General features: G+C 67.2%; 23 protein-coding genes. 14 read left to right on the forward strand and 9 right to left on the reverse strand.

Features of this window, described 5'->3' with window-relative positions; translation table 11 throughout:
• Positions 1 to 27: 27 nt before the first annotated feature.
• Together L540_RS03570 and L540_RS03575 are read right to left on the reverse strand one after the other, a co-directional pair.
• On the reverse strand, positions 28 to 615 hold the full coding sequence (locus L540_RS03570; RefSeq protein ID WP_043212553.1) for an energy-coupling factor transporter transmembrane component T family protein: 588 nt from the start codon (positions 613 to 615) through the stop codon (positions 28 to 30).
• Complete coding sequence (locus L540_RS03575; protein ID WP_043212551.1) at positions 612 to 1,289, reverse strand: energy-coupling factor ABC transporter ATP-binding protein; 678 nt, start codon at positions 1,287 to 1,289, stop codon at positions 612 to 614. The genes L540_RS03570 and L540_RS03575 overlap by 4 nt, the downstream gene beginning before the upstream one ends.
• Positions 1,290 to 1,339: 50 nt before the next feature.
• On the opposite strand from L540_RS03575, the gene msrB reads away from it, so the two are divergent.
• The 7 genes from msrB to L540_RS03605 all read left to right on the forward strand — a co-directional run bounded on the left by msrB (position 1,340) and on the right by L540_RS03605 (position 5,831).
• Positions 1,340 to 1,741, forward strand: a complete 402-nt coding sequence (msrB, locus tag L540_RS03580; RefSeq protein ID WP_043212549.1) for a peptide-methionine (R)-S-oxide reductase MsrB — start codon at positions 1,340 to 1,342, stop codon at positions 1,739 to 1,741.
• Positions 1,738 to 2,304 (forward strand): septation protein A, encoded by a 567-nt coding sequence (locus L540_RS03585; RefSeq protein ID WP_043212547.1) that lies wholly within the window; start codon positions 1,738 to 1,740, stop codon positions 2,302 to 2,304. The genes msrB and L540_RS03585 overlap by 4 nt, the downstream gene beginning before the upstream one ends.
• A 1-nt stretch (position 2,305) precedes the next feature.
• A complete protein-coding gene (locus tag L540_RS21435; protein ID WP_082149530.1) occupies positions 2,306 to 2,578 on the forward strand; it encodes a BolA family protein in 273 nt (90 codons plus the stop codon).
• A 46-nt stretch (positions 2,579 to 2,624) separates the two neighbouring features.
• On the forward strand, positions 2,625 to 3,401 hold the full coding sequence (locus L540_RS03590; RefSeq protein WP_043212545.1) for a peptidylprolyl isomerase: 777 nt from the start codon (positions 2,625 to 2,627) through the stop codon (positions 3,399 to 3,401).
• Between the two features lie 163 nt (positions 3,402 to 3,564).
• Positions 3,565 to 4,350: an amino acid ABC transporter substrate-binding protein gene (locus tag L540_RS03595; RefSeq protein ID WP_043212543.1), complete on the forward strand. Its 786-nt coding sequence runs from the start codon at positions 3,565 to 3,567 to the stop codon at positions 4,348 to 4,350.
• 30 nt (positions 4,351 to 4,380) lie between these two features.
• Positions 4,381 to 5,064, forward strand: a complete 684-nt coding sequence (locus L540_RS03600; RefSeq protein ID WP_043212542.1) for an amino acid ABC transporter permease — start codon at positions 4,381 to 4,383, stop codon at positions 5,062 to 5,064.
• The gene (locus L540_RS03605; RefSeq protein WP_043212540.1) at positions 5,061 to 5,831 is read left to right on the forward strand and encodes an amino acid ABC transporter ATP-binding protein; all 771 of its coding nucleotides are present in this window, start codon (positions 5,061 to 5,063) and stop codon (positions 5,829 to 5,831) included. The genes L540_RS03600 and L540_RS03605 overlap by 4 nt, the downstream gene beginning before the upstream one ends.
• A 9-nt stretch (positions 5,832 to 5,840) precedes the next feature.
• Here the strand turns inward: L540_RS03605 and ligA are convergent, their stop codons facing one another.
• The 3 genes from ligA to smc are packed head-to-tail and all read right to left on the reverse strand — an operon-like array spanning position 5,841 to position 12,571.
• On the reverse strand, positions 5,841 to 7,925 hold the full coding sequence (ligA, locus tag L540_RS03610) for an NAD-dependent DNA ligase LigA (protein WP_043212539.1): 2,085 nt from the start codon (positions 7,923 to 7,925) through the stop codon (positions 5,841 to 5,843).
• Complete coding sequence (locus L540_RS03615; RefSeq protein WP_043212537.1) at positions 7,925 to 8,995, reverse strand: cell division protein ZipA C-terminal FtsZ-binding domain-containing protein; 1,071 nt, start codon at positions 8,993 to 8,995, stop codon at positions 7,925 to 7,927. Before L540_RS03615 ends, ligA begins: the two co-directional genes overlap by 1 nt.
• 45 nt (positions 8,996 to 9,040) lie before the next feature.
• Positions 9,041 to 12,571, reverse strand: a complete 3,531-nt coding sequence (smc, locus tag L540_RS03620) for a chromosome segregation protein SMC (RefSeq protein WP_043212535.1) — start codon at positions 12,569 to 12,571, stop codon at positions 9,041 to 9,043.
• Positions 12,572 to 12,834: 263 nt separating this feature from the next.
• Here smc and lplT point away from each other — a divergent pair, with 263 nt between their 5' ends.
• A complete protein-coding gene (gene lplT, locus L540_RS03625) occupies positions 12,835 to 14,148 on the forward strand; it encodes a lysophospholipid transporter LplT (protein WP_043212534.1) in 1,314 nt (437 codons plus the stop codon).
• Between the two features lie 15 nt (positions 14,149 to 14,163).
• Here lplT and L540_RS03630 read toward each other — a convergent pair whose 3' ends face one another.
• A complete protein-coding gene (locus tag L540_RS03630; protein WP_043213054.1) occupies positions 14,164 to 15,012 on the reverse strand; it encodes a uracil-DNA glycosylase in 849 nt (282 codons plus the stop codon).
• Positions 15,012 to 16,274, reverse strand: coding sequence for a bifunctional tRNA (adenosine(37)-N6)-threonylcarbamoyltransferase complex dimerization subunit type 1 TsaB/ribosomal protein alanine acetyltransferase RimI (locus tag L540_RS03635; protein ID WP_043212531.1), 1,263 nt, complete (start codon positions 16,272 to 16,274; stop codon positions 15,012 to 15,014). The genes L540_RS03630 and L540_RS03635 overlap by 1 nt, the downstream gene beginning before the upstream one ends.
• Positions 16,275 to 16,404: 130 nt before the next feature.
• On the opposite strand from L540_RS03635, the gene risA reads away from it, so the two are divergent.
• The 4 genes from risA to L540_RS03655 all read left to right on the forward strand — a co-directional run bounded on the left by risA (position 16,405) and on the right by L540_RS03655 (position 19,755).
• Entirely contained in the window at positions 16,405 to 17,139 is a 735-nt protein-coding gene (gene risA, locus L540_RS03640) for a response regulator transcription factor RisA (protein WP_003813882.1), read from the forward strand.
• A gap of 34 nt (positions 17,140 to 17,173) precedes the next feature.
• A complete protein-coding gene (risS, locus tag L540_RS03645) occupies positions 17,174 to 18,568 on the forward strand; it encodes a sensor histidine kinase RisS (protein WP_029578762.1) in 1,395 nt (464 codons plus the stop codon).
• 62 nt (positions 18,569 to 18,630) lie between these two features.
• Positions 18,631 to 19,179 carry a peroxiredoxin gene (locus L540_RS03650; RefSeq protein ID WP_029578763.1) on the forward strand — a complete coding sequence of 183 codons (549 nt, stop codon included), beginning with the start codon at positions 18,631 to 18,633 and terminating at the stop codon, positions 19,177 to 19,179.
• A 57-nt stretch (positions 19,180 to 19,236) separates the two neighbouring features.
• Positions 19,237 to 19,755 (forward strand): carboxymuconolactone decarboxylase family protein, encoded by a 519-nt coding sequence (locus tag L540_RS03655; RefSeq protein WP_043212529.1) that lies wholly within the window; start codon positions 19,237 to 19,239, stop codon positions 19,753 to 19,755.
• A gap of 70 nt (positions 19,756 to 19,825) precedes the next feature.
• On the opposite strand, the gene ispF is transcribed toward L540_RS03655, so the two are convergent.
• Positions 19,826 to 20,314, reverse strand: coding sequence for a 2-C-methyl-D-erythritol 2,4-cyclodiphosphate synthase (gene ispF, locus L540_RS03660; protein WP_043212527.1), 489 nt, complete (start codon positions 20,312 to 20,314; stop codon positions 19,826 to 19,828).
• The gene (ispD, locus tag L540_RS03665) at positions 20,311 to 21,012 is read right to left on the reverse strand and encodes a 2-C-methyl-D-erythritol 4-phosphate cytidylyltransferase (RefSeq protein ID WP_043212526.1); all 702 of its coding nucleotides are present in this window, start codon (positions 21,010 to 21,012) and stop codon (positions 20,311 to 20,313) included. Before ispD ends, ispF begins: the two co-directional genes overlap by 4 nt.
• Positions 21,013 to 21,040: 28 nt before the next feature.
• Between ispD and mfd the strand changes: the two genes are divergently transcribed.
• A complete protein-coding gene (mfd, locus tag L540_RS03670) occupies positions 21,041 to 24,505 on the forward strand; it encodes a transcription-repair coupling factor (protein ID WP_043212523.1) in 3,465 nt (1,154 codons plus the stop codon).
• 25 nt (positions 24,506 to 24,530) lie between these two features.
• Entirely contained in the window at positions 24,531 to 25,388 is an 858-nt protein-coding gene (serB, locus tag L540_RS03675) for a phosphoserine phosphatase SerB (protein WP_043212521.1), read from the forward strand.
• Positions 25,389 to 25,411 lie beyond the last annotated feature (23 nt).

The raw sequence follows: 25,411 nt of genomic DNA on the forward strand, positions 1-25,411 counted from the left end.
TTCAAACGGTCTTGGGGCCGCCCCGGCTCAGGAACGGGCGTCGATGGCCTGGGCGACTTCCTCGGCGCGCTTGAGCGTGCGGACGATGAGCGGCACCAGCAAGGCCAGCGGATGATGGCCCAGGCCCCGCGCGGCCTGGGCCTCGCGGATCTCCTGGTAGTTGTGCCAGATCTCCGGCACGAAACGCAGGCAGAGCGCGAAGGCCAGGCTGACGCGGGCCGGATCGACCCAGCGCGACAGCGGCGCCAGGCCGCGCTCGATGGCCGTCAGCATGGCGGGCACCGGCGTGCTCAGGGTCACGGCCATGGCCAGCCCGATGAGCGCCGCGGAACGGGCCAGCACGGCCAGGGCCGCCTCCAGCCCCTGCGCCCAGCCGGTGAACAGGCCGACGGCGGCCAGGATCAGCAGCAGGCCGCGCACCTGCCGCCAAAGCCTGGCCGGCCGGGGACGGCATACGGCCACCAGCCCCGCCGCGGCCAGGCAGGCCAGCCCCAGCCCGCGCGCGTCGTTCAGGGCGAACAGGCCCGCGCCCGCGGCCATCAGCAGGCCGAGCTTCAGCCCGGCCGGCAGCCGATGCAGCAGCGTGTCGCCCGGGGTATAGAGCGGCTCCATCATGCGCAGTGCTCCCGATACCAGCGCAGCGCGGCGGCAGGCTGGTCGTCGGCGGCGATGCGCCCGTCGCAGATCACCAGCACGCGGTCGAAATCGGCCAGCAGCTCCAGATCGTGGCTGACCACGCAGGCCGAGGGCGCCAGCGCCGCGATGGCATCGCGCACGCGGTTGCGGTTGCGCAAGTCCAGCTGGGTGGTGGGCTCATCGAAGATGACCAGGCCGGGCTCGCGCACCAGCACGGCCGCCAGGGCCACCAGTTGCCGCTCGCCGCCGGACAGGCTGAAGCTGCTGCGCCCGGCCAGATGGGCGATGCCCAGGCGCTCCAGCTGGGCCGCCACCCGCGCGGCGCGCTCGGCGGACGGCAGCCCCAGGGGCTTGAGCCCGAAATCCAGGTCTTCGCGCACGATGGGAAAAACGATCTGGTTGTCGGGGTTCTGGAACACAAAGCCGACCTGGCGCCGGATGGCGCGGGCCTCGCGGCGCGTATCCAGTCCATTGACCCGGACCTGGCCCTGATCGGGCAGCAAGAGGCCGTTGATCAGACGGGCAAACGTGCTTTTGCCCGCCCCGTTGGGACCGACGATGCCCACGCGGCGCTCGGACAGCGTCAGGCCGGGCAGCCGCAACAGCGGCCTGCCCTCCACGATCACGACCGCCTGATCAAACTCGATTAACATGGTGCGGGATTATGCCCGAACCATTTCGCACCGCGCCGATCCAATCTGCCATGGAAAAAGTCCGAAAGTCCGACGCCGAATGGCGTGCCCAACTCAGCCCCCAGGAATTCCACGTCACCCGAGAAAAAGGGACCGAACGCGCCTTCACCGGCCGCTATTGGGACACTTTCACCGAGGGCATCTACCGGTGCGTGGCTTGCGGCACGCCGCTGTTCGCCTCCGACACCAAGTTTGACGCCGGCTGCGGCTGGCCGAGCTATTTCGAGCCCATCGACCCGGCGCGCGTGCGCGAGGAAACCGACACCAGCCATGGCATGGTGCGCACCGAAGTCCTGTGCAATATCTGTGACTCGCACCTGGGCCATGTCTTCCCCGACGGCCCCGAGCCGACCGGCCTGCGCTATTGCATCAACTCGCTATCCCTGAAGTTCGAGCCGCTGGATCCCGCATGAAGAAGTTCCTCTTCGACCTTTTCCCCCTCATCCTCTTTTTCGCCGCCTACCGCTTCGCCGACATCTATGCCGCCACCGCCGTGGCCATCACCGCCTCGGTGGCGCAGATCCTCTGGCTCAAGCTGACGGGCAAGGCCATCGAGGGCATGCACTGGATCAACCTGTCGGTGATCGTCATCTTCGGCGGCGCCACGCTCTGGCTGCACAGCGACGTCTTCATCAAATGGAAGCCCACGGTGCTGTACTGGCTGTTCGGCGGCGCCTTGCTGGTCAGCCGCTACCTGTTCGGCCGCAACCTGATCCGCCGCCTGCTCGAAAAACAGATCAGCCTGGCCGACGCGCTCTGGAACAAGCTCAACCTGAGCTGGGCGCTGTTCTTCCTGGCCGCCGGCGCGGTCAATCTGTATGTGGCTTTCTCGGGCCATTTCAGCGAATCGCAATGGGTCAACTTCAAGGTCTTCGGCCTGATGGGCCTGCTGATCGCCTTCGTCATCCTGCAATCCCTCTGGCTGGGCCGCCACATGCAAGAGCCCGGCGCCGACAAAGACGGCCGCCCCGACTGATATGAACCCGACCTCCCCTCAAGACCGTGCCGCCCTCATCCGCGAACGCCTGGCGCCGCTGGCGCCTTCGCAACTAGAAATATCAGATGAGTCCCATTTGCACGCAGGCCATGCCGGCGCACAGGGCGGCGCGGGGCATTATCGCGTCCTGATTGTGTCAGAAGCCTTTGTAGGATTAACGTCTGTTGCCCGACATCGCCTGGTGTATCATCATTTGCACGATCTGATTCCGTTCCCGATACACGCGCTTGCACTGGATACGCGAGCTCCGTAGTACATTCCTGCCAAATCCACTCATACACTCCCCAGGAAGGATATTCATGAAACGCATCCTCATGCTGGCTGCCGCTTGCGCCATTGCCGTGCCGGTCTACGCGCAAAACGTCGCCACCGTCAATGGCAAGGCCATCACCCAGAAGAGCCTGGACGACTTCGTCAAGCTGCTGGTCACTCAGGGCGCGACGGACTCCCCGCAGCTGCGTGAGCAGGTCAAGCAGGAAATGATCAACCGCCAGGTCTTCGTGCAGGCCGCCGAAAAGCAAGGCATCGGCAAGCAGGCCGATATCCAGACCGAGATCGAGCTGGCCCGCCAAGGCATCCTGGTGCGCGCCCTGATGGCCGACTACCTGCAAAAGAACCCGGTCACCGACAGCGCCGTCAAGGCCGAGTACGAAAAAATCAAGAAAGAGCAGGCCGGCAAGCAGGAATACCAGGTCCGCCACATCCTGGTCGAGGACGAAAAGACGGCCAACGACCTGCTGGCCCAGATCAAGGGCGGCAAGCTGAAGTTCGAAGACGCCGCCAAGAAGAACTCCAAGGATCCCGGCAGCGCCGAGCGCGGCGGCGACCTGGGCTGGGCGCCCCCGACCAACTACGTGCCGCCCTTTGCCGAAGCGGTCACCAAGCTGAAGAAGGGCCAGACGGTCGACAAGCCGGTGCAGACGCAATTTGGCTGGCACATCATCCAGGTGCAGGACACCCGCCCGGTGGAATTCCCGCCGCTGGACCAGGTCCGTCCGCAACTGGAAGAAATGATGCGTCAGCAAAAGCTGAATGCCTTCCAGAAGGAACTGCGCGAAAAGGCCAAGGTGCAATAAGCCCGCCTGCCCCGCCACAACCCGCCGCCCGGCGGGTTTTTTTCTGCCTCGGCCATGACGGCTTAATCACTTTTTCTCATGTTTTCACGTTTTTATATTCTTTGTGGAAAAATAGACCTGCCTTTAGAGTGCTTTATCAACCTCTCTCCCGGAGTGAAGCACGATGAACATCCTGAGCCGCACATTGCTGTCTGTCCTGGCCGCCGGACTGCTGCCCTTGGCCGCCGCGCATGCCGATGATCTTGCGCGGATCAAGTCCGCGGGCGTCATCAAGATAGGCACCGAGGGCACCTATGCGCCGTTTTCCTTCCACGACGCCAAGAACGAGCTGACCGGCTTCGATGTCGAGATCGGCCGCGCCATCGCCGACAAGCTGGGCGTGAAAGCCCAGTTCATCGAGGGCAAATGGGACGGCCTCATCGCCGGCCTGGACGTCAAGCGCTATGACGCGGTGATCAACCAGGTGGGCATCACCGACGCGCGCAAGCAGAAGTACGACTTCTCCGATCCCTACATCTCGTCCGAAGCCGTGCTCATCGTGCGCGACGACGAAAAAGACATCAAGAGCTTCGCCGATATCAAGGGCAAGCGTTCGGCCAACACGCTGACCAGCAACTTCGGCAAGCTGGCCCAGAGCTATGGCGCCGAAGTCGTGCCGGTGCAGGGCTTTAACGAGGCCATCGACCTCCTGCTGTCCGGCCGCGTGCGCGCCACGGTCAACGACAAACTTTCCTTCCTGGATTTCAAGAAACAAAAGCCCAAGGCGCCGGTGCGCATCGCGGCCTATGACAAGAGCAAGGAATTCAGCGAGTCGGGCGTGCTGCTGCGCAAGGGCAACCCCGAGCTGCAGGCGGCCATCAACAAAGCCTTGTCCGACCTCAAGGCCGATGGCAGCTATAAACGCCTGAGCGAAAAATACTTCGGCGCCGATTTGTCCGCCGCGCCCTGATTCCCGCAGCGGCCCGACCCGGAGATGCCCATGGCGCCTGCCTGGTTCCAATTGATGCTCGATTCTTTCTGGCCGCTGCTGGTCGCAGGTCTGAAGTTCACCGTGCCGCTGACGCTGATTTCGTTCGCGGCCGGTTTGCTTTTGGCCTTTGCGGTGGCCATGCTGCGCCTGTTCGGCCCTCGGCCCATCGCCCTGCTGATGCGCTTCTATGTCTGGCTGATACGGGGCACGCCCCTGCTGGTGCAGCTTTTCGTGATTTTCTATGGCCTGCCCAGCGTAGGCATCGTGCTGGATCCCTTGCCGGCGGCGCTGATCGGCTTCACGCTGAACGTGGGCGCCTACAACTCGGAGGTGATACGCGGCGCCATCGAGGCCGTGCCCAAAGGCCAATGGGAGGCCGCGTATTCGCTGAGCATGACGCGCGCCCAGGCCCTGGGCCGCACCGTGCTGCCCCAGGCCGCCCGCGTGGCCGTGCCGCCCTTGTCCAATGCCTTCATCGCCCTGGTCAAGGACACCTCCCTGGCCGCCGTGCTGACCGTCCCGGAGATCTTCCAGGCGGCGCAGCGCATCGCGGCCGTGACCTACGAACCCCTGGTTCTCTACACGGAAGCCGCCTTGATCTACCTGGTCTTCAGTTCGGTGCTGTCGGCCCTGCAGACGCGCCTGGAGAAACGCTTCGGCCAGCATGCCGTCTTTGCGGAGCAGCAGCGATGATTGCGCTGAACGACATCGACAAACATTTCGCCGACAACCATGTCCTGCGCCAGGTCGGCGTGCGGGTGGCGCAAGGCAGCGTGACGGCCCTGATCGGTCCTTCGGGCAGCGGCAAGAGCACCCTGCTGCGCTGCGTGAACCTGCTGGAAATCCCCGAGCGCGGCAGCCTGGAAATCGGCGAAGAGAAGCTGGTCTTCCATGGCCAGCGCCCACCGCGCGACGCCATACAGCGCGTGCGGCGCCAGACGGGCATGGTGTTCCAGAACTTTCAGCTGTTTCCGCACCAGACCGTCATCGACAACGTCATGGAAGGCCTGGTGACCGTGCTCAAGTGGCCCAAGCCCCGGGCGCGCGAGCGCGCCATGGCCTTGCTGGAAAAAGTCGATATGGCGGCCAAGGCCCAGGCCTGGCCGGCGACGCTGTCGGGCGGCCAGCAGCAACGGGTTGCCATCGCCCGCGCCCTGGCGCCCTCTCCCCGCGTGCTGCTGTGCGACGAACCGACCTCGGCGCTCGATCCCTCCCTGGCCGGTGAGGTCGTGGACGTGCTCAAGCGGCTGGCCGAAGAAGGCATGACCATGATCATGGCCACCCATGATCTGCGCCTGGCCGCCAATATCGCCGACCAAGTGGTGTTTCTGCAGGCAGGCCAAGTGGTGGAGGCCGGCACGCCGCGGGCGGTGTTCACCCAGGCGCGGGATCCGCGCACCCAGGCCTTCGTCACCACCCTGACCGAGGGCTTGCCCCAGGAATGGGGGCAGCCGGCCTAGGCCGGCGGGCTATTGCCCCAGCAGCGCCTTCAGGCCGTCTTCGTCGAGGATGGTCAGCCCCAGTTCCTGCGCCTTGACGAGCTTGCTGCCCGCCTCTTCGCCGGCCACCACATAAGAAGTCTTCTTGGACACCGAGCCGCTGACCTTGCCGCCGGCGGCCAGGATGTGGCGCGTGGCCTCGTCGCGGCTCCAGTTGGGCATGGTGCCGGTCAGCACGAAGGTCTTGCCCGCCAGGCTGCCGCCTTGCGGCTGGGCTTCGGCCTGCGGCGCCACGCCCTGCTTTTCCAGCTGGCGCACGACATCGCGATTGTGCGCTTCGCGGAAAAACCGGTAAATGGAGCCGGCGACCACCGGCCCGACATCCGGCACGGCCAGCAGGGCCTGCTCGTCGGCATCCATGATGTTGTCGATGCTGCCGAAATGCCGCGCCACGTCGCGCGCCGTGGTTTCGCCCACATGGCGTATGCCCAGGGCAAAGAGCAGGCGGCCCAGGGAGGGGCGGCGCGCCTGATCGATGGCGGCCACCAGGTTCTCGGCCGATTTCTTGCCCATGCGGTCCAGCGCGGCGAGCTCGAAAGCGTCCAGCGTGAAGACGTCGGCCAGGGTTTTCAGCCGGCCGTTGTCCACCAGTTGCTCGACCAGCTTCTCGCCCAGGCCTTCGATGTCCAGCGCCTTGCGGCCGGCCGCATGCAACAGCGTCTGCTTGCGCTGCGCCGGACAGAACAGGCCGCCGGTGCAGCGCGCGATGGCCTCGTCTTCCAGGCGCTCGATGGTCGAGCCGCAGATCGGGCAATGCGTGGGCATGACGAACAAGGGCAGCTCGCCGCTGCGCTTCTCGAGCACGGGGCCGACCACCTCGGGAATCACATCGCCGGCGCGGCGCACCACGACCACGTCGCCCACGCGCACATCCTTGCGGCGGATCTCGTCTTCGTTGTGCAGCGTGGCGTTGGTGACGGTGACGCCGCCGACGAAGACGGGCTTGAGCCGCGCCACCGGCGTGATGGCGCCCGTGCGCCCCACCTGGACTTCGATATCCAGCAAATCGGTGGTGGCCTCCTCGGCCGGGAATTTATGGGCCAGCGCCCAGCGCGGGGCGCGGGCCACGAAACCCAGCACGCGCTGCGCGGCCAGGGAATCGACCTTGTAGACCACGCCGTCGATGTCATACGGCAGGCCGGCGCGCTCGGCGCCGATGCGGCGGTAAAAGTCCAGCAGGCCTTCGGCGCCTTGCGCCTTGTGATTGAAGCGCACATTGACGGGCAAACCGAGCCCGGAGAGCCATTCCAGCATGCCGCCATGCGTGTCGCGCGGCAGCGTGGACGCCGCGCCCATGCCGGGCGCGCTTTCGTCGAAGGCCTCGGCCAGCCCCGAGGGCAGTCCCCGGACCTCGCCCCAGCTGTAGGCAAAAAACCGCAGCGGCCGCTGGGCCGTGATGCGCGGGTCCAGCTGGCGCAGGCTGCCGGCGGCCGCATTGCGCGGGTTGACGAAGACCTTCTCGCCGCGCGCGGCCTGTTTCTGGTTGAGTTTTTCGAACTCGGCGCGGTTCATCAGGACCTCGCCGCGCACTTCGAGCACGGCCGGCGCCTGGCCCTTGAGCTTGAGCGGGATGGCCTTGATCGTGCGGATATTGGCGGTGACGTCTTCGCCGGTCTGGCCGTCGCCGCGGGTGGCCGCCTGGACCAGTTCGCCGTTTTCATAGCGCAGGCTGATCGCCAGGCCATCGAGCTTGAGTTCACAGAAATACTGCGCCTGCTCGGCCGGGCCCAGCAGGCCGGCGCCGCGCAGGGTGTCGCTCACGCGCTTGTCGAAGGCGTGGACGTCCTCATCCTCGAAACCATTGCCCAGCGAGAGCATGGGCACGGCATGCCGCACGCTGCCGAACTCGGCCAGGGGCGCGGCGCCCACGCGCTGCGTGGGCGAATCCGGGGTGATCAGGTCGGGATGCTCGGTTTCCAGCGCGGTGAGCTCGCGCATCAGCGCGTCGTATTCGGCGTCGGAAACCTCGGGGTCGTCGTAGACGTAGTAGCGGACGTTGTGTTGCGCTATCTCCGCCCGCAGGCGGGCGACACGCTCGGCGACAGTGCCAGCCATCAAGCGAACACCCGCTGCGCGCGCTCGCTGCCGGCGCGCAGGCCGGCCTGTTCGAGCTGCTCGAAGAGCACTTGCAGGCGCTCGTCGATGACCTTCTCCGCGCCATCGGCAAGCGGGCGGCCCTGGTCGTCGACCAATTCAGCGCGCAGGCGGCCGGCCAGGTCGCGACCCACCTCGACCATGCGGCCGAAGGCATGCGGATCGGCCGGGCTGCAGGGCACGTCCAGCAGCAGGTGCAGGCGCTCGATGCCGCCCATGCCGGCATCGAAGGCCGCGCCATCGCCACGGGCCAGCGTGAAGCGCACGGCGCCGGTGTCGTTCAACCAGGCCAGGCGCGCGCCATCGGGCGCGAAGCCCATGCCGCGGGCCACGGTCAGCACCTCGGCGGCGGGCTGGGCCCCGCCCAGCATCAGGGTCAGGCCCACCTGGGTATCCAGGGCGGCGCAGACGTCATCCAGGCGGGCGGCCTGCTCCAGCACGGCCTGCTGGTCCGGCCCTTCGATGCTGCCTTCGAAACGGTCGGCCAAATCCTGGGCGCGGGCCCAGGCCTGCGACCATTCGATGGCGGTCAGGGGGCCGCTGCGATTGGCCAGCAGCACGGCCAATTGCAGCGTGCTGTACGACTCCTCGGCGGCGATCCGGCTGCGATGGCGCCCCCGGTCGGTGCTGGCGAAGACGCGCAGCTGCTTCTTGCCGACCTGGCGCAGCGACTGCATATAGGGCAGCAGGTCCGCGCCGCGGGCGGGTTCGGCGAAATGGATTTCGATCACGACCTCGACGGCGGGATCGGGCTCGTCGCGGTCATCGGCCTCGGGCGCGGCGGGCGCTTCGGCCTGGAAGGCAGCCGGGGCGGCGGCCTGGCCGATGCCGGGCTCGCGGCGCGGCCTGGCCGCGTCGGCCGCGGCGGGGGCCGGCGTCTCGCCCGCTCCCAGCAGGGGATCCTGTTCGCTGGCGGGGAAATGCTCCTGCATGCGGCGGCGCACCCGGCGATCCTGCCACCAGTTGAAACCCAATACCAGCAGTATCAGCAGTACGCCGAGGACGATCAGCCCAATCTGCAAATCACTCATTTAAAAATCCCGCGCCGGCAAAGGCGCCCTTCAAAATAGAGGTGGTTAAGCGGCTTCAGCGGCCATCTGCACGGCCGAATCGATATCTACGGCAACGATACGCGAAACCCCTTGCTCCTGCATGGTAACGCCGACCAGTTGCTTGGCCATCTGCATGGCGATCTTGTTGTGCGAGATGAACAGGAACTGGGTCTGTTCGCTCATGTTGCTCACGAGATTGGCATAGCGCTCGGTATTGGCGTCGTCCAGCGGCGCGTCCACTTCGTCCAGCAGGCAGAAGGGCGCGGGGTTGAGCTTGAACAGGGCGAACACCAGGGCGGTCGCCGTCAGCGCCTTTTCGCCGCCGGACAACAGATGGATGGTGCTGTTGCGCTTGCCCGGCGGCTGGGCCATCACCTGCACGCCGGCGTCCAGGATCTCGTCGCCCGTCATGGTGAGCTTGGCCTCCCCGCCCCCGAACAGCTTGGGGAAGAGCTCGCCGAAATGGCCATTGACCGTATCGAAGGTCTCCTGCAGCAGCTCGCGGGTTTCGCGGTCGATCTTGCGGATCGCGTCCTCCAGCGTCTCGATAGCCGTCATCAAGTCCTGCTGCTGCGAATCGAGGAAGGTCTTGCGCTCGCGCGAGGTGCTCAACTCGTCCAGGGCGGCCAGGTTGACCGGGCCCAGGGCGTCGATCTGGCGTGAGATCTTGCCGACCTCGGACTGCAGCCAGCTGGCGCGGCGCCACTCTTCGGGCATGGCGGCCAGCTCCTGGGCCAGGGCCTGGCGGTCCACCTCGCGGGCATTGAGCTGCTCGGTGAATTGCTCTTCGGCCAGCCGGGCGGCCTGCTCTTGCAGCTGAAGCTCGGTGATGCGGGCGCGCAGAGGCTCCAGCAGACGCTCCTGCTGGAGGCGATCCTCGTCGGCGCCGCGCAGCAGCGCGGCCAGGTTGTCCATCTCCTGGCGCGCCCGCGTCAGCGCCTCTTCGCGCTCGGCGCGCTGTTCGAGCGCGTCCTGCAGGCCGGCCTGGGTGGCCGAGGCGTCCAGCTCGGAAAGATCGACTTCGAGCTGCGAGAGCTCGGTGCCGGCGCGCTGGCTCTGGTCCATGGCCAGCTGGCGGTTGCGCTGCAGATCGGTGATGCGCGCCTGGATGCCGCGCTCGGCGAATTCGGCTTCCTGGGCGCCGCGTTCGAGTTCGCGCAGCCGCGCGCGCGCGGCTTCGGCCGACGCCGCCAGGCTTTCGCCGTCGATTTCGGCATCGGAGAAACGCCCTTGATGCTCGGCCAGCTCGGTGTCCAGCGCCTCGAAGCGCGCCTCGGCTTCCTCGCGGGTGGCGCGCAGGTCTTCTTCCTGGGCGGCCAGTTCCTGGAGATCCTCGCGCAGGCGCTTGGCCCGCTCGCCGGATTGCTCGGCCTGCTGCTGCAGCCGGGAATGCTCCAGCTGCACATCATGCAGGCGCCGGGTCAATTCGCCCACGCGCTGGCGGGCCGGCCCCAGGGCCTGGGACACCTGCTGCCAGGCCGCCTCGGCGCGCGCCACGGCGCCGCGCGCCTGGTCGGCGATCAATTGCTGGGCCTTGATTTCGCGCTGCAGGTTTTCGATTTCCTGCTGGCGGGCCAGCATGCCGGCCTGTTCGGAGTCGGGCGCATAAAAGCGCACGCTGTGGGCGTCGACCAGATGCCCCGCCTTGACCACCAGCACGCCGCCGGCCGGCAGCGTCGCCCGCGCGGCCAGGGCCTGGGCGAAATCATTGGCGATATGGACACCGCGCAGCCAGTCATTGAGCAGCGCGCGCAGATCCGGATCGGTGATGCGCAACAGGCTGGCCAGGGGCGTGAAGCCGGCCATGGCGGCCGGCGCCGGCGCGGCCGGCGGCGTCTGGTAGAAGGCCAGGCGCGAGGGCGGCGCATCATCGGCGAAGGCGCGGGTCCAGTCCAGGTTGCGGACTTCCAGGGCGGCCATGCGCTCGCGCAGCACCGCCTCCAGCGCGGCCTCCCAGCCGGGCTCGATATGCAGCTTCTGCCACAGGCGCCCCAGGCCGGCCAGCTCGTGCTTGGCCAGCCAGGGCTCCAGCGCCCCCTGCTTCTGCACGTCTTCCTGGAGCTTGACCAGCGCGGTCAGGCGCGCATCCAGGCGCGCCAGGTTTTGCGTTTCTTGCTGGGCCGCGGCCTGGACGCGGCCGCGCTCGGCGTCGGCCTCGGGCACGCGCCCTTCCAGGGCGGCCAGTTCCGCCTGGGCGGCTTCCAGTTGTTCTTCGCCGGCATAGCGGTCGCCCGCCAATTGTTCCAGGCGGGCCTGATCGGGCGTATGCAATTCGCGCAGCTCTTGCTGCAGGCGTTCGCGGCGCTGCTCCAGCGCCTGCAGCTGGCGGTCGGCATCGCGCTGTGTTTGCGCCGCCAGGGCGAGATTCTGTTCGACCCGCGCCAGGGCCATGCGCATTTCGTCGCGGCCGGCGGCCGCTTCGCGCACGCGGGCTTCGATGGCCGGCAGGCCCGCATGGGCGTCCTCGGCCGCCGCGCGGGCCTCTTCGGTGCGCGCCGCGGCGCTGGCCAGATCATCCTCGGCGGCGGCGATCTGCTCGGTGCAGTGCTCCTGCTGGCTGTTCCATTCTTCGATCTGGGCCACCAGCTGATCGCGCCGCGCCTGCAGGCGGTTGCGGGAATCCACGACATGGCGGATCTCGGCCTCCAGGCGGCTGACCTGGGCATTGGCTTCGTAGAGCTGGCCCTGGGCATGGTGCACGGCGTCGCTGGCGGCGTAATGCGCCTGGCGGCGCGACTCCAGGGCCGCCTCGCCGGCGCGCAGCTCGGCGATCGCGGCCTCCAGCTTGTTCTGGGCCTCGGCCATTTCCTGGTTCTTGCGGTCGCGCTCATCGCGCGCCCCGCTTTCCTTCAGGAACCACAGCGCGAACTGCTTTTTCTCGCCATCGGCCTGCAGATCGCGGTATTGCTTGGCGACCTCGGCCTGGGCCTCCAGCTTCTCGAGCTGGCTGCCCAGTTCGCGCAGGATGTCTTCGACGCGGGTCAGGTTTTCGCGGGTGTCGGACAGCCGGTTCTCGGTTTCGCGCCGGCGCTCTTTATAGCGCGACACGCCGGCGGCCTCTTCGAGAAACACGCGCAATTCTTCGGGCCGGGCCTCGATCAGGCGATTGATCATCCCCTGCCCGATGATGGCGTAGCCGCGCGCGCCCAGGCCGGTGCCCAGGAAGATATCGTGGATGTCGCGGCGCCGCACCTGCTGGTTGTTGACGTAGTAGCTGCTGGTGCCGTCGCGGGTCAGCACGCGCCGCACCGCGATCTCGGCGTAGGCGCTCCATTGGCCGGCCGCGCGGCCCTCGCTGTTGTCGAACACCATCTCCACCGAGGCGCGGGCCGCGGGCTTGCGGTTGCCGGAGCCATTGAAAATGACGTCCTGCATGGATTCGCCGCGCAGTTCGGAGGCCTTGGCCTCGCCCAGCACCCAGCGGACCGCATCGATGATATTGGATTTGCCGCAGCCGTTCGGACCCACCACGCCGACCAGCTGGCTGGGCACGGGAATCACGGTGGGATCGACAAAAGACTTGAAGCCGGCGAGTTTGAGTTGGGTGAGGCGCACTGGAGATGACGGACCGGGTAGGTTGAACGAGGGGCGTTGAACGGACCTGCCGCACAGATTGGCAAACCGGCCACGAAGGCCGGTCTGGTAACGGTCGTATGATACCCCAGGAGCTTGCGCAGAAAAGGCCGGCGCCCGCCCCGGGCAGGGGGAAACGCCGACGCGCGCTCCCGGGGAGTGGACGCTATACTCGCTGACACTCTCAATCTGACACTGAATTCAACAATTCGGCCGCGTTCGGGCCGGGCGCAGCGGGGACATTCTTGAAACGCGGGTTTTATCTGGTCATGGCCGCCCAGGCCTTCTCTTCGATGGCGGACAATGCCTTATTCATTGCCGCGATCGCCCTGATATTGGAACTCAGCGGCCCGGACTGGATGGCCCCCCTGATGAAATGGTCGTTCGCCCTCGCCTATGTGGTGCTGGCGGCCTTCGTGGGGGCTTTCGCCGACTCCTACCCCAAGGGGCGCGTCATGTTCGTGACCAATGCGCTCAAGGTCGCGGGCTGCCTGCTGATGTTCTCCTATGCCAGCCTGGGCGTGCCGCAGGCCTACCAGACCTATCTGGTCTGCTGCGCCTATGGCCTGGTCGGCATCGGCGCGGCCGCCTATTCCCCCGCCAAGTACGGCATCGTCACCGAGATGCTGCCGCCCGACATGCTGGTCAAGGGCAATAGCTGGATCGAAGGCCTGACCGTGCTGTCCATCATCATCGGCACCGTGCTGGGCGGCGCCCTGATCTCGCCCACCGTCTCCGATGTGCTGCTGCACCATCCGGGCCTGGGCAAGCTGGTGCGCACGCCGGCCGAGGCGGCCATCCTGGTCATCGCCCTGGTCTACCTGCTGGCCGCGCTGTGCAACCTGCTGATCCCCAACACCCATGTGCGCTATCCGCCGCAGCAGAAAAACCCGGTAAAGCTGGTGCGCACCTTCGCCGGCTATGTCCGCGTGCTGTGGCGCGACAAGCTGGGCCAGATCTCGCTGGCGGTCACCACGCTGTTCTGGGGCGCCGGCGCCACCTTGCAGCTCATCGTCATCGAATGGGGCCGCAGCCACCTGGGCTACCGCCTGGACCAGGCCTCCATCCTCATGGGCGTGGCCGCCCTGGGCACGGTCATCGGCTCGGTGGCCGCCGGCCGCATCCCCTTGCGGCGCGCGCTGTGCGTGCTGCCCGTGGGCGCGGCCATGGGCCTGGTGGTCCTGCTCATGCCCCTGGTCTACTCGCCCTGGAGCGTCTATCTGCTGTTGCTGGTCACGGGCGGGCTGGCGGGCTTTTTCGTCGTGCCCATGAACGCCCTGCTGCAGCATCGCGGCCACGTGCTGCTGTCGGCGGGCCACTCCATCGCCGTGCAGAACTTCAATGAGCAGCTCAATATCCTGCTCATGGTGGCGGCCTATACCCTGATGCTGTGGCTGGACATGTCCATCAACACCGTGATCGTGATCTTCGGCCTGATCGTGACGGTGCTGATGCTGATCTTCATGCGCTGGAGCAAGCGCAACCTCGCCCAGCATCCCGAACTGCACGAGCAGATCGGCCAGGAAGGCCACGGCAAGGCCCTGGACTCCCTGCACTGAGCCCGGGCCCCCTCCTCAAGCGGCCCGCAGGGCCAGCTGCAGGTCCTGCCAGGCCCGCGCCTTCTCGGAGGGGCTGCGCAGCAGATAGGCCGGGTGGTAGCTCACCACCACCGGGATCTCCCGTCCCGCCTCGGTCTTCAGGACATGCCTGCGCCCCCGCAGGCTGCCTATGGTGGCATCCGTGCCCAGCAGGGTCTGGGCCGCGAAACGCCCCAGCACCAGGATGCGCTCGGGTTCCAGCAAGGCGATCTGGCGCATGAGGTAGGGACTGCAGGCGGCGATTTCCTCGGGCTTGGGATTGCGGTTGCCGGGCGGGCGGCACTTGATCACATTGGCAATGAAGACGTCACGCTCGCGGCTCATGCCCACCGAGGCCAGCATGGCGTCGAGCAACTGGCCGGAACGGCCCACGAAGGGCAGCCCGCGCCGGTCTTCCTGCTCGCCGGGCGCCTCGCCCACCACCAGCCAGCGCGCCGGCCGGGCCCCATCGCCAAACACCGCATGCTTGCGGCCCTGGCACAGGCCGCAGGCCGTGCAGGCCAGCACCTCCTGCTGCAATTGCGCCAGATCGAAGCCGGCCACGCGCCTTGCCACCTCGATGCCGGCGCTGGCCGGCGCCGAGGCCTCGGCCACCGTGGGCGCCGGTTCGGGCTTGGAAGCGGGCCGAGGCTCGGGCCGGGACGGCCGGGGTGCCTCGGGCGCGGAGCGGGCCGCGGGCGGCGCCTGCGCGGTGACCGCGGGACGCGCCTGGACGTCGCGCGCGGGCGCCGGCGCGCTGTCCGGCGCGCCGCGCAGCCAGGTCTTTTCGATGCCGATTTCGCGCAGCCAGAGGCGCTGCAGCGGATTGACACGCAGCTCGGCCATCATGCGGCCGCCTCGGGCGGAAGTTCTTTCTGCATTACCCAAGCATCCTCGCGCTTGCCCTGACCCGCCGGATAGTAATCCCTGCGCAGGCCGACGCGCAGGAAACCCTGGTCGGCATAGAAGGCCAGCGCGGTCTCATTGGACGGCCGGACTTCCAGCAAGAGGGCCGGCACCCCATGCGCGCGGGCCCGGGCGGCGCTCCAGGCGATCAGACGGCGGCCCAGCCCCTGGCGCTGGCTATGGCGGTCCACCGCGATGACAAGAATATGGGACACATCAGGCGCGTGCATGAGCACACAGAAACCGACGAGCTGTCCGGCGCTGCGCAGCACGCAGCAGTCGTAGCCGGCGGCCAAGGCATCGCCGAAATTGCCTTCTGTCCAGGGAAAGGCCTGCACCCGGGCTTCCAGCGCCGCCACCGCCGGCAAATCCTCCGCCGTCATGGGCTGCAGCGTCACGGGCCCCGCCTCGGCCACCGGCGGCCGCGCCGCCACGACGGCCGGCTCGGCGCGCGGGTTGCCGCCCAGGCCGCGCTCGCGCTCGGCCGTGGTGAAGGCCACCTTGTCGCGCACATAGAGCGGGGCGGCCAGCTCGGGCGCCAGCGTCAGCCCGCGGTCCCAGTCGCGCTCGGCCAGGCGGGCCACCTCCGCCGCCTGGGGCCGCGCCGCCGGGCTCGCGGGCCAGCCGGCCGGCGCCTGCATGGCCTCGGGATAGGCGGCCCAGGCATCGCCGGCCAGCAGCGGCGGGCCGTCGAGGCGCCAGAGCGCCGTCTGGTGCCGCGCCCAGGGCAGCAGCTCGGCGGCAGCGATCAGCAATGGCGGCTGCAGGGTCTCCCAGGCCGGTCCCTGCGGACTCGGCACGCGGCGGTAGACGGCGGCATAGACCTCCTCCATGCGCGCGTCCAGGGCCACCAGCACGGCCTGGCCGTACAGGGCTCCGGCCGCCTCGGCCACGGCCATGTGCGACACCACGGGCAGCACGGGGATGTCCAGCCCCATCGCCATGCCCTGGGCCACGCCGCAAGCCACCCGCAGTCCGGTAAAGCCGCCCGGCCCCTGGCCGAAAGCCACGCCGTGCAGCGCGGCGGCGGCCAGGCCGGCCTCGTCGAGCAGGCGCCGCGCCATGGGCAGCAGGCGTTCGGCGTGTTCCTGGGCCCCTTCGTGCTCCAGGACGGTCAGATGCTCCGTATCCGCCCGCCGGACGAGCAAGGCCACGCCGCAGCGCGAGGAAGATGTTTCAAAGGCGAGCAGGTTCAGGTCCATAGCGCCTAATTGTACGAAATCGGCCCTAAGTGCCCCCGATGTAAGGGAGATTTCAACCGCAGGGTGCAATGTGTAATATCTTGTGAATACCCACTAGCCGCCGGTTCTTGTCACTGTTACATTTTCGGCCATGAACACGCAAAACACCACCCCCACCCGCAAGATCCTGGTCGTCGATGATGATCCGCGACTGCGCGATCTGCTGCGCCGCTACCTGTCGGAACAAGGGTTCAATGTCTTCGTGGCCGAGGATGCCAAGGAAATGGGCAAGCTCTGGCAGCGCGAACACTTTGACCTGCTCGTCCTCGACCTGATGCTCCCGGGCGAGGATGGTTTGTCTATCTGCCGCCGGCTGCGCGGCGGCCACGACAACACGCCCATCATCATGCTGACCGCCAAGGCCGAGGAAATCGACCGCATCGTCGGCCTGGAAATGGGCGCCGACGATTACCTGTCCAAGCCCTTCAACCCGCGCGAACTGCTGGCCCGCATCAATGCGATCCTGCGCCGCCGCGGCACGGAAGAGCATCCGGGCGCCCCCAGCCAGGAAAACGAGTCGATCGCCTTCGGCCCCTATGTGCTGAACCTCTCGACCCGCACCCTGACGCGCAACGGCGAGCAAGTGCCCATCACGACCGGCGAGTTCTCGGTCCTGAAGGTCTTTGCGCGCCACCCCAAGATTCCGCTGTCCCGCGACAAGCTCATGGAGCTGGCCCGCGGCCGCGAATACGAGGCCTTCGATCGCAGCCTGGACGTGCAGATTTCGCGCCTGCGCAAGCTGATCGAACCCAATCCTTCCAAACCCGTCTTCATTCAGACCGTTTGGGGCCTGGGATATGTCTTCGTTCCGGATGGTGGCAGCTGATCCAGCGAGCCGCCCCGGGCAGGAGCAAAGCCTCGTGCCCCGATTGCAGAAAAGTCTAAAAAACCTCACCTCAGGGTTGCGCCTCGGCTTGTTCGGGCGCACCTTTTTATTGTTGGCCGCGCTCATGCTGGTGAGCCTGGCGGCTTGGCTGCAGGTGTTTTTCAGCATGGAGCTGGGCCCGCGCGCCAACCAGATGGCGCAGCGGGTGATCACGGCGGTCAATATCACGCGGACCGCGCTGATCTATTCCCATGCCGATGAGCGCAGCAAGCTGCTGCTGGACCTGGCCACCAATGAAGGCATCCAGGTCTACCCGCGCGAGATCACGGACTTCAGCGAAGCCCTGCCGGACGATGATTACTGGCAGCGCGTGGCGCAGCACATCCGCACCCGTTTCGGCCCGGAGACCCAGATCGCCTGGGGCGTGAACCAGGTCCCGGGTTTCTGGGTGAGCTTCCGGATCGACCAGGACCTGTATTGGCTGGTGTTCGAGCGCGAGCAGATCGGCCTGACGGGCGGCATCGAATGGCTGGGCTGGGGCGCCACCGCGCTCCTGCTCTCCCTGGTGGGCGCGGCGGTCAGCGTGGGCTTTGTGAACCGGCCGCTCTCGCGGCTGGCGCGCGCGGCCCAGGTGCTGTCGCGCGGGGAGACGCCCGCGCCGCTGCCCGAGCAAGGGCCGCTCGAAATACGCGACCTCAATGCCTCCTTTAACCGGATGGCCAAGGACTTGCGGCAGGCCGAGGCCGACCGGGAGCTGATGCTGGCCGGCATTTCGCACGATCTGCGCACGCCCCTGGCGCGCATGCGCCTGGAAATCGAAATGAGCGGCGTGTCCGAGGATGCCCGGCAGGCCATCGACGAAGACCTCGGCCAGATCGATCACAGTATCGGCCAGCTGATGGAATATGCGCGCCCGGCGGGCACCCTGCCCCAGTTGGCCACCGATATTTCCTCCGTGCTGACCGAGCTGTACGAGCGCGAGCGCAGCCACACCGCCTCGCTGGGCGGCGAACTCGAAGCCAGCATCGAACCCGGCCTGCGCGCCCGCATCACCGCCCTCGACCTGAAGCGCATCGTCGGCAACCTGATCGAAAACGCGCGGCGCTACGGCCGCTCGACCGATGGCCTGGCCCATCTGGTCATGACGGTGCAATCCGAAGGCAATACGCTGGCCATCGAGGTCGCCGACCGCGGCCCGGGCATCGCGCCCGAAGAGGTGGAGCGGCTGTTGCGGCCGTTCTCGCGCGGCGAGGCGGCGCGCACCGGCGTCAGCGGCGCGGGACTGGGCCTGGCCATCGTCGAGCGGTTGCTCAAGCATGTCGGCGGCTCGCTCAAGATGCTGCCCAGGCCCGGCGGCGGCCTGACCGCCAGGATAGAGTTGCCCAAAGCCAAGTTTAGAAATTATCAATTAGACACGGCCAATCAATAGCGTAAAATTGTTGGTTTGGGGCTGACCCCCCACCTCCACCAACAACTTATTGGGAGCACCACATGAAAACTGTTGGCGACAAACTCGAGCCTTTCAAGGTCACCGGCGTCAAGCCCGGCTTCAATCAGCACGAAGAAAACGGCGTTTCCGCCTTTGAAGAAATCACCGAAAGCTCGTTCCCCGGCAAGTGGAAGGTGATCTATTTCTACCCGAAGGACTTCACCTTCGTGTGCCCGACCGAAATCGTCGGCTTCAACAAGCTGGCCAAGGATTTCGAAGACCGCGACGCCGTCCTGCTGGGCGGTTCGAGCGACAACGAATTCGTCAAGCTGGCCTGGCGCCGTGAGCACCCGGACCTGAACAAGCTGGGTCACTACCAATTCGGCGACACCACCGGCGCGCTGATCGACCAGCTGGGCGTGCGCGAGAAGGGTGCCGGCGTTGCGCTGCGCGCCACCTTCATCGTCGACCCCGACAACACCATCCAACACGTTTCGGTCAACAACCTGAACGTCGGCCGCAACCCTGAAGAAGTGCTGCGTCTGCTGGACGGCCTGCAAACGGACGAACTCTGCCCGTGCAACCGCTCCGTGGGTGGCGCGACGCTGTAATGCCAAGGGGCCCGGCTCGTCCGGGCCTTTTCTCCCTCCAGACTATAGGTAAAAACTATGGAATTCCTTTCTACGATCAAGGATCAACTGCCGGATTGGGCCAAGGATATTCGCCTGAATCTGGATAGCGTGATTGCCCGCTCCACCCTGCCTCAGGAAGACGCGCTGGGCGCCGCCCTGGCCGCCGCCTACGCTTCGGGCAACGCCTTTCTGGTCAATGCCTTCAAGGGCGCCCTGTCCGAGGCCGACGCCAACGGCGCCTTGACGGCCGCGGCCCTCATGGGCATGAACAACACCTGGTATCCCTATGTGGAGATGAGCGGCGACGCCCAGCTCAAGAGCCTGCCGGCGCAGCTGCGCATGAATGCCTATGCCACGCATGGCGGCGTCGAGAAAAAGCGTTTCGAGCTCTTCGCGCTGGTGGCCTCCATCATTGGCAAATGCCATTTCTGCGTGCAATCGCACTACGAAAACCTGAAGAACGACGGCCTGTCCACCGAACAGCTGCGCGATGCCGGCCGCATCGCCTCGGTGATCAACGCCGCCGCGCAGGCCCTGGCCGCCCAGGGCAAGTAATCCGCCTCAGGCAAAAAAAAAATACCGGCTCATGGAGCCGGTATTTTTTCGTCCGCGGCAGGGCCAGGCGTCAGTCCGCGCGGGCGATCAGCGCGGCCACCGTGGCCGCGATGCCTTCCTTGCGCCCCAGATAGCCCAGGCCCTCGTTGGTCTTGGCCTTGACGTTGACGGCGCCCGGCTCCACGCCCAGGTCGGCGGCGATATTGGCCACCATGGCCGCGGCATGCGGGCCGATCTTGGGCGCCTGGGCATGCACGGTGGCGTCCACGTTGACCACCTGCCAGCCGGCCTCGCGCACGCGGGCCATGGCCTCGCGCAGCAGCACCCGGCTGTCCGCGCCCTTGAAACGCGGATCGGTATCGGGAAAATGGCGGCCGATATCGCCCAGGCCGGCCGCGCCCAGCACCGCGTCGGTCACGGCGTGCAGCAGCACGTCGGCATCGGAATGGCCCAGCAGGCCGTGGGTGTGCTCGATGCGCACGCCGCCGATGATCAGCGGGCGGCCGGTGACCAGGGCGTGCACGTCAAAGCCCTGTCCGATGCGAAAAGGAATCGTCATAACCATTTTTCCATCAATGCGAAATCATCCGGCCAGGTCACTTTGAAGTTGCGCGCCGAACCGGTCACCAGGCGCGGCGCCAGCCCCTGCGCCTCGATCGCCGACGCCTCGTCGGTCACGGCCAGCCCGCGCTCGCGCGCCTGCGCCAGCGCCTGGCGCAGGCGCCCGGCCCGGAACATCTGCGGCGTCTGGGCCAGCCAGAGGCCTTCGCGGTCCACCGTGGCGCGCACATGAGGCGCGCCCTGCCCGCCCGGCTGGGCCGCCTTCACGGTGTCGGGCACTGGCAGTGCCAGCAAGCCGCCGACCTCGTCGCCCAGGCAGGCGTCGATCAGCCGGCCCAGCGCCTCGGCGGGCAGCCCCGGACGGGCGGCATCGTGCACCAGAACCCAGGCGTCGTCCTCCAGCGCGGCATCGGCCAGGGCGCCCGCCACGGTATCGGCGCGCGTGGGGCCGCCGCAAGGACGCCATACCGTGCGCGGCAAGCCCTGCAGGGCCTGTTCCACCCAGCCGTCCCCGGGGCTGACGGCCACCCTCACCTGCGCGATCCGCGCATCGGCCAGGAGGGCGAGCACGGCGCGCCTGAGCATGGGCAGGCCGCCCAGCGGACGATATTGCTTGGGCAGGGCATCCTGGCCGGTCCGGCCGGCCCGGCTGCCCACGCCGGCGGCGGGCACAATTGCGATCAAGGATTCAGACATGATCAGGAGATTTTATAATTTCCCGGCAATGCATGACTCCTCGACCCCCGCCGCAGTGGATACGCAGCTGCCCTCCACGCCCGCCACCCTGGCCGCCCTCAAACCCGGGACGCGCTATGTCCAGCCTTGCCCCCCCGGTTCGGGCGACGGCTGGCTGCTGGCCGATCTGGCCCGCCAGGCCCGCAAACCCATCGTCGTGCTGGCCGCCGATCCGCTGCAAGCCCAGCGCCTGGCCGACGAAATCCCCCTCTTCGCGCCGGAACTGCGCGTGCGGCAGCTCCCTGACTGGGAAACCCTGCCCTACGACGCCTTCTCGCCGCACCAGGACCTGATCTCCGAGCGCCTGCACACCCTGCACGCGCTCATGACCGAGGCGGTCGATATCCTGACCGTGCCCGTCACGACGGCCCTGTACCGTCTGCCGCCGCCCGCCTTCCTGGCCGCCTACACCTTTTCGTTCCGGCAGCGCGACAAGCTGGACGAAGCCGCCTTGCGCGCGCAACTGACGCTGGCGAACTACAACCATGTGACCCAGGTCACGGCGCCGGGCGAATTCTGCCTGCGCGGCGGGCTCATCGACCTGTTCCCCATGGGTTCGGCCGTGCCCTATCGTCTGGACCTGTTCGACGATGAAATCGAATCCATCCGCGCCTTCGACGTCGACACCCAGCGCAGCCTCTACCCGGTGGGCGAAGTGCGGCTGCTGCCCGGGCGCGAGTTCCCCATGGACGAGGCGGCGCGCAATCATTTCCGCGCGCGTTTCCGCGAGGTCTTCGAAGGCGACCCGTCGCGCGCCCTGCCCTACAAGGACATCGGCAACGGCATCGCCTTCGCCGGCGTGGAATACTATCTGCCGCTGTTCTTCGAACAGACGGCCACGCTGTTCGACTACCTCAACCCCGGCACGCTGACGGTCACGCTGGGCAATATCGATGAGGCCATCCAGCGTTTTTCGCAGGACACGGCCAGCCGCTACAACTTCCTGAAAAGCGACCGGGAGCGTCCGGTGCTGCCGCCGTCGGCCTTGTTCCTGGACGGCGATGCCCTCTATGCGGGTTTCAAGGATTTCGCGCGCCTGGCGCTGACCGGCGAGCCGCCCCACCCGGACTTCCTCGCCGCGCCCGACGTGGCCGTGGCCCGCCGCGCCGACGACCCCCTGGGCAAGCTGCGCGCCCTGGTCTCGCGCCCGGGCGCCCGCATCCTGTTGTGCGCGGACTCGGCGGGCCGGCGCGAAACCCTGTTCCAGATGCTGGCCGAACAGGGCCTGGCCCCGGCCGAGCAGACGGACAACATCGGCGCCTTCCTGCTGACGCCCGCCAGCTTCGGCCTGACCATCGCGCCGCTGGCGGCGGGCTTCGGGCTGACCGAAGGCGGCCTGGTCTTCCTGACCGAAAACGATCTCTATCCCGGCAATGCCGGCGCCCGGCGGCGCGGCAAGCGGGCCCAGGAAGGCAGCAGCAATGTGGAGGCCATGGTCCGCGACCTGGCCGAGCTGCGCGAAGGCGATCCCGTGGTCCATGCCCAGCACGGCATCGGCCGCTACCATGGCTTGGTCAACATGGACATGGGCGAAGGCGAGATGGAATTCCTCCATCTGGAGTACGCCAACGGCTCCACGCTCTATGTGCCCGTATCGCAGCTGCACGTGATCGCGCGCTACAGCGGCGCCGATCCCGAGGCCGCGCCGCTGCACCAGCTGGGCTCCGGGCAATGGGACAAGGCGCGCAAAAAGGCCGCCAAGCAGGTGCGCGACACCGCCGCCGAACTGCTGGCGCTCTACGCCCAGCGCGCCGCCCGCGAAGGCTATGCCTTCAACCTGCCGCTATCGGACTACGAGGTCTTCGCCGAAGGCTTCGGCTTTGAAGAAACCCCCGACCAGTCCGCGGCCATCCAGGCCGTCATCATGGACATGACTTCCGGCAAGCCCATGGACAGGCTGGTCTGCGGCGACGTGGGTTTCGGCAAGACCGAGGTGGCCCTGCGCGCGGCCTTCCTGGCCGTGGCCAATGGCAAGCAGGTCGCCCTGCTGTGCCCGACCACGCTGCTGGCCGAACAGCATGCGCAGACCTTCTCCGACCGCTTTGCCGACTGGCCCGTGCGCGTGGTCGAGCTCTCGCGCTTCCGCTCGGCCAAGGAGGTCGCCGCCGCCATCGAAGGCATCAACGACGGCCGCGTCGACATTGTCATCGGCACCCACAAGATCCTGTCCAAGGACGTGCGCTTCAAGCGCCTGGGACTGGTGATCATCGACGAGGAACATCGCTTCGGCGTGCGCCAGAAAGAAACGCTCAAGGCCTTGCGCGCCGAGGTGGACGTGCTCACGCTCACCGCCACGCCCATTCCGCGCACCCTGGGCATGTCGCTCGAGGGCATACGCGATTTCTCCGTCATCGCCACCGCGCCGCAAAAGCGCCTGGCCATCAAGACCTTTGTGCGGCGCGAGGACGGCAGCACCATACGCGAAGCCCTGCTGCGCGAACTCAAGCGCGGCGGCCAGGCCTATTTTCTGCACAACGAGGTCGAGACCATACACAACCGCCGGGCGCGCCTCGAAGAACTCGTGCCCGAGGCGCGCATCGGCGTGGCCCACGGCCAGATGCCCGAGCGCGAGCTTGAGCAGGTGATGAAGGACTTCTACCAGCAGCGTTTCAATGTCCTGCTGTGCACCACCATCATCGAGACCGGCATCGACGTGCCCAGCGCCAACACCATCGTGATCCATCGCGCCGACCGCTTCGGCCTGGCCCAGCTGCACCAGCTGCGCGGCCGCGTCGGGCGCTCGCACCACCAGGCCTATGCTTATTTGCTCACGCCTGGCGAGGATGCCATCACCGCCAACGCCAAGAAGCGCCTGGAAGCCATCCAGGCCATGGAGGAGCTGGGCTCGGGCTTCTATCTCGCCATGCACGACCTCGAGATCCGCGGCACGGGCGAAATCCTGGGCGACTCCCAGTCGGGCAATATCCAGGAAGTGGGCTTCTCCATGTATAACGAGATGCTCAGCGAAGCCGTGCGGGCCTTGAAGGCCGGCGAGGAGCCCGACCTGGACGCGCCCTTCAACCTGGCCTGCGAAGTCAATCTGCATGCGCCCGCCCTGCTGCCGGCCGACTACTGCCCCGATGTCCATGGCCGCCTGGCCATCTACAAGCGCCTGTCGCATGCCCAGGATGAAGACGACCTCATCCGCATCCAGGAAGAGCTGATCGACCGTTTCGGCAAGCTGCCCGAGGCCGCGCAGACGCTGCTGATGACCCATCGCCTGCGCCTGGCGGCCGAGCCGCTGGGCATCGTCAAGATCGATGTCAGCGAAACCCAGGCGCTGCTGCAATTCGGCCCCAAGGCCGCGGTCGATCCCCTGCGCATCATCGAATTGGTGCAAAAACACCGCCACATCAAACTTTCCGGGCAGGACAGGCTGCGCATCGAGATCACCGCGCCGCAGGTCAGCGCGCGCGCCGATGCGGTGCGCGGCGTGCTGCGCTCGCTAAAATAGCCGGCTACTTCTTACGCACCTATCCATGCGCACCAATCTCATCATCCAATCGCCGGGCCTGACCGCCCATCATGCCGAACAGCTGGGCGCGATCGCCCGGGCCGAGGGCATCGCCCGCATCACCACGACCGCGGCGCGCCTGCTCAATGTCGCGGACGACCCGGACAGCCGCGCCGACGTGCGCGAATGGGCCGAACGCAATGCCGTGGACGCCGCCTTCGTGCCGGCCGGCCTGACGCTGGCCAGCTGCAAGGTGCTGGCCATGGACATGGACTCCACCCTGATCAACATCGAATGCATCGACGAGATCGCCGCCTGCGCCGGCGTGGGGGATAAGGTCGCCCAGATCACCGAGGCGGCCATGCGCGGCGAGATCAAGGATTTCGCCGACAGCCTGCGCCGCCGCGTGGCGCTGCTGCAGGGCACGCCCGCCACCGTGCTGGAGCGCGTCTATGAAGAGCGTCTGCGCCTGAATCCCGGCGCCGAACAGCTGCTGGCCTCCGTGCAGGCCGCCGGCATCAAGACCCTGCTGGTCTCGGGCGGCTTCACCTTTTTCACCGAGCGCCTGCGCGCGCGCCTCAAGCTGGACAGCGCGCACGCCAACACGCTGGAAATCGACGCCGACGGCAAACTGACCGGCCGCGTGCTGGGCGATATCCTGGACGGCGCGGCCAAGGCCCGCCACCTGCAGGCCTTCGCCGCCCGGCATGGCGCCACCGAGGAGCAGACCATTGCCCTGGGCGACGGCGCCAATGACCTGCTCATGCTGGCGCGCGCCCGCTACGCGGTCGCCTACCATGCCAAGCCCATCGTGCGCCAGCAGACGCCTTATGCGCTAAACGTCAGCGGTCTGGACGGGGTCCTGAACTGGTTCGAAGGCTAGGCCGCCGCCGGCCCCGCATGAAA

The sequence above is a fragment of the Bordetella pseudohinzii genome, from assembly GCF_000657795.2.
Classification (GTDB): Bacteria; Pseudomonadota; Gammaproteobacteria; order Burkholderiales; family Burkholderiaceae_B; genus Bordetella; species Bordetella pseudohinzii.

Bases quoted from the DNA above. Each gene is read 5' to 3' on its own strand.
- msrB (WP_043212549.1), top strand. From the start codon at position 1,340: ATGGAAAAAGTCCGAAAGTCCGACGCCGAATGGCGTGCCCAACTCAGC.
- L540_RS03655 (WP_043212529.1), top strand. From the start codon at position 19,237: ATGGAATTCCTTTCTACGATCAAGGATCAACTGCCGGATTGGGCCAAG.
- L540_RS03590 (WP_043212545.1), top strand. From the start codon at position 2,625: ATGAAACGCATCCTCATGCTGGCTGCCGCTTGCGCCATTGCCGTGCCG.
- L540_RS03585 (WP_043212547.1), top strand. From the start codon at position 1,738: ATGAAGAAGTTCCTCTTCGACCTTTTCCCCCTCATCCTCTTTTTCGCC.
- L540_RS03600 (WP_043212542.1), top strand. From the start codon at position 4,381: ATGGCGCCTGCCTGGTTCCAATTGATGCTCGATTCTTTCTGGCCGCTG.
- L540_RS03635 (WP_043212531.1), bottom strand. From the start codon at position 16,274: ATGGACCTGAACCTGCTCGCCTTTGAAACATCTTCCTCGCGCTGCGGC.
- mfd (WP_043212523.1), top strand. From the start codon at position 21,041: ATGCATGACTCCTCGACCCCCGCCGCAGTGGATACGCAGCTGCCCTCC.
- L540_RS03570 (WP_043212553.1), bottom strand. From the start codon at position 615: ATGATGGAGCCGCTCTATACCCCGGGCGACACGCTGCTGCATCGGCTG.
- ispD (WP_043212526.1), bottom strand. From the start codon at position 21,012: ATGTCTGAATCCTTGATCGCAATTGTGCCCGCCGCCGGCGTGGGCAGC.
- L540_RS03595 (WP_043212543.1), top strand. From the start codon at position 3,565: ATGAACATCCTGAGCCGCACATTGCTGTCTGTCCTGGCCGCCGGACTG.
- L540_RS03575 (WP_043212551.1), bottom strand. From the start codon at position 1,289: ATGTTAATCGAGTTTGATCAGGCGGTCGTGATCGTGGAGGGCAGGCCG.
- L540_RS03630 (WP_043213054.1), bottom strand. From the start codon at position 15,012: ATGGCCGAGCTGCGTGTCAATCCGCTGCAGCGCCTCTGGCTGCGCGAA.
- risA (WP_003813882.1), top strand. From the start codon at position 16,405: ATGAACACGCAAAACACCACCCCCACCCGCAAGATCCTGGTCGTCGAT.
- serB (WP_043212521.1), top strand. From the start codon at position 24,531: ATGCGCACCAATCTCATCATCCAATCGCCGGGCCTGACCGCCCATCAT.
- L540_RS03615 (WP_043212537.1), bottom strand. From the start codon at position 8,995: ATGAGTGATTTGCAGATTGGGCTGATCGTCCTCGGCGTACTGCTGATA.
- ispF (WP_043212527.1), bottom strand. From the start codon at position 20,314: ATGACGATTCCTTTTCGCATCGGACAGGGCTTTGACGTGCACGCCCTG.
- L540_RS03650 (WP_029578763.1), top strand. From the start codon at position 18,631: ATGAAAACTGTTGGCGACAAACTCGAGCCTTTCAAGGTCACCGGCGTC.
- L540_RS21435 (WP_082149530.1), top strand. From the start codon at position 2,306: ATGAACCCGACCTCCCCTCAAGACCGTGCCGCCCTCATCCGCGAACGC.
- L540_RS03605 (WP_043212540.1), top strand. From the start codon at position 5,061: ATGATTGCGCTGAACGACATCGACAAACATTTCGCCGACAACCATGTC.
- ligA (WP_043212539.1), bottom strand. From the start codon at position 7,925: ATGGCTGGCACTGTCGCCGAGCGTGTCGCCCGCCTGCGGGCGGAGATA.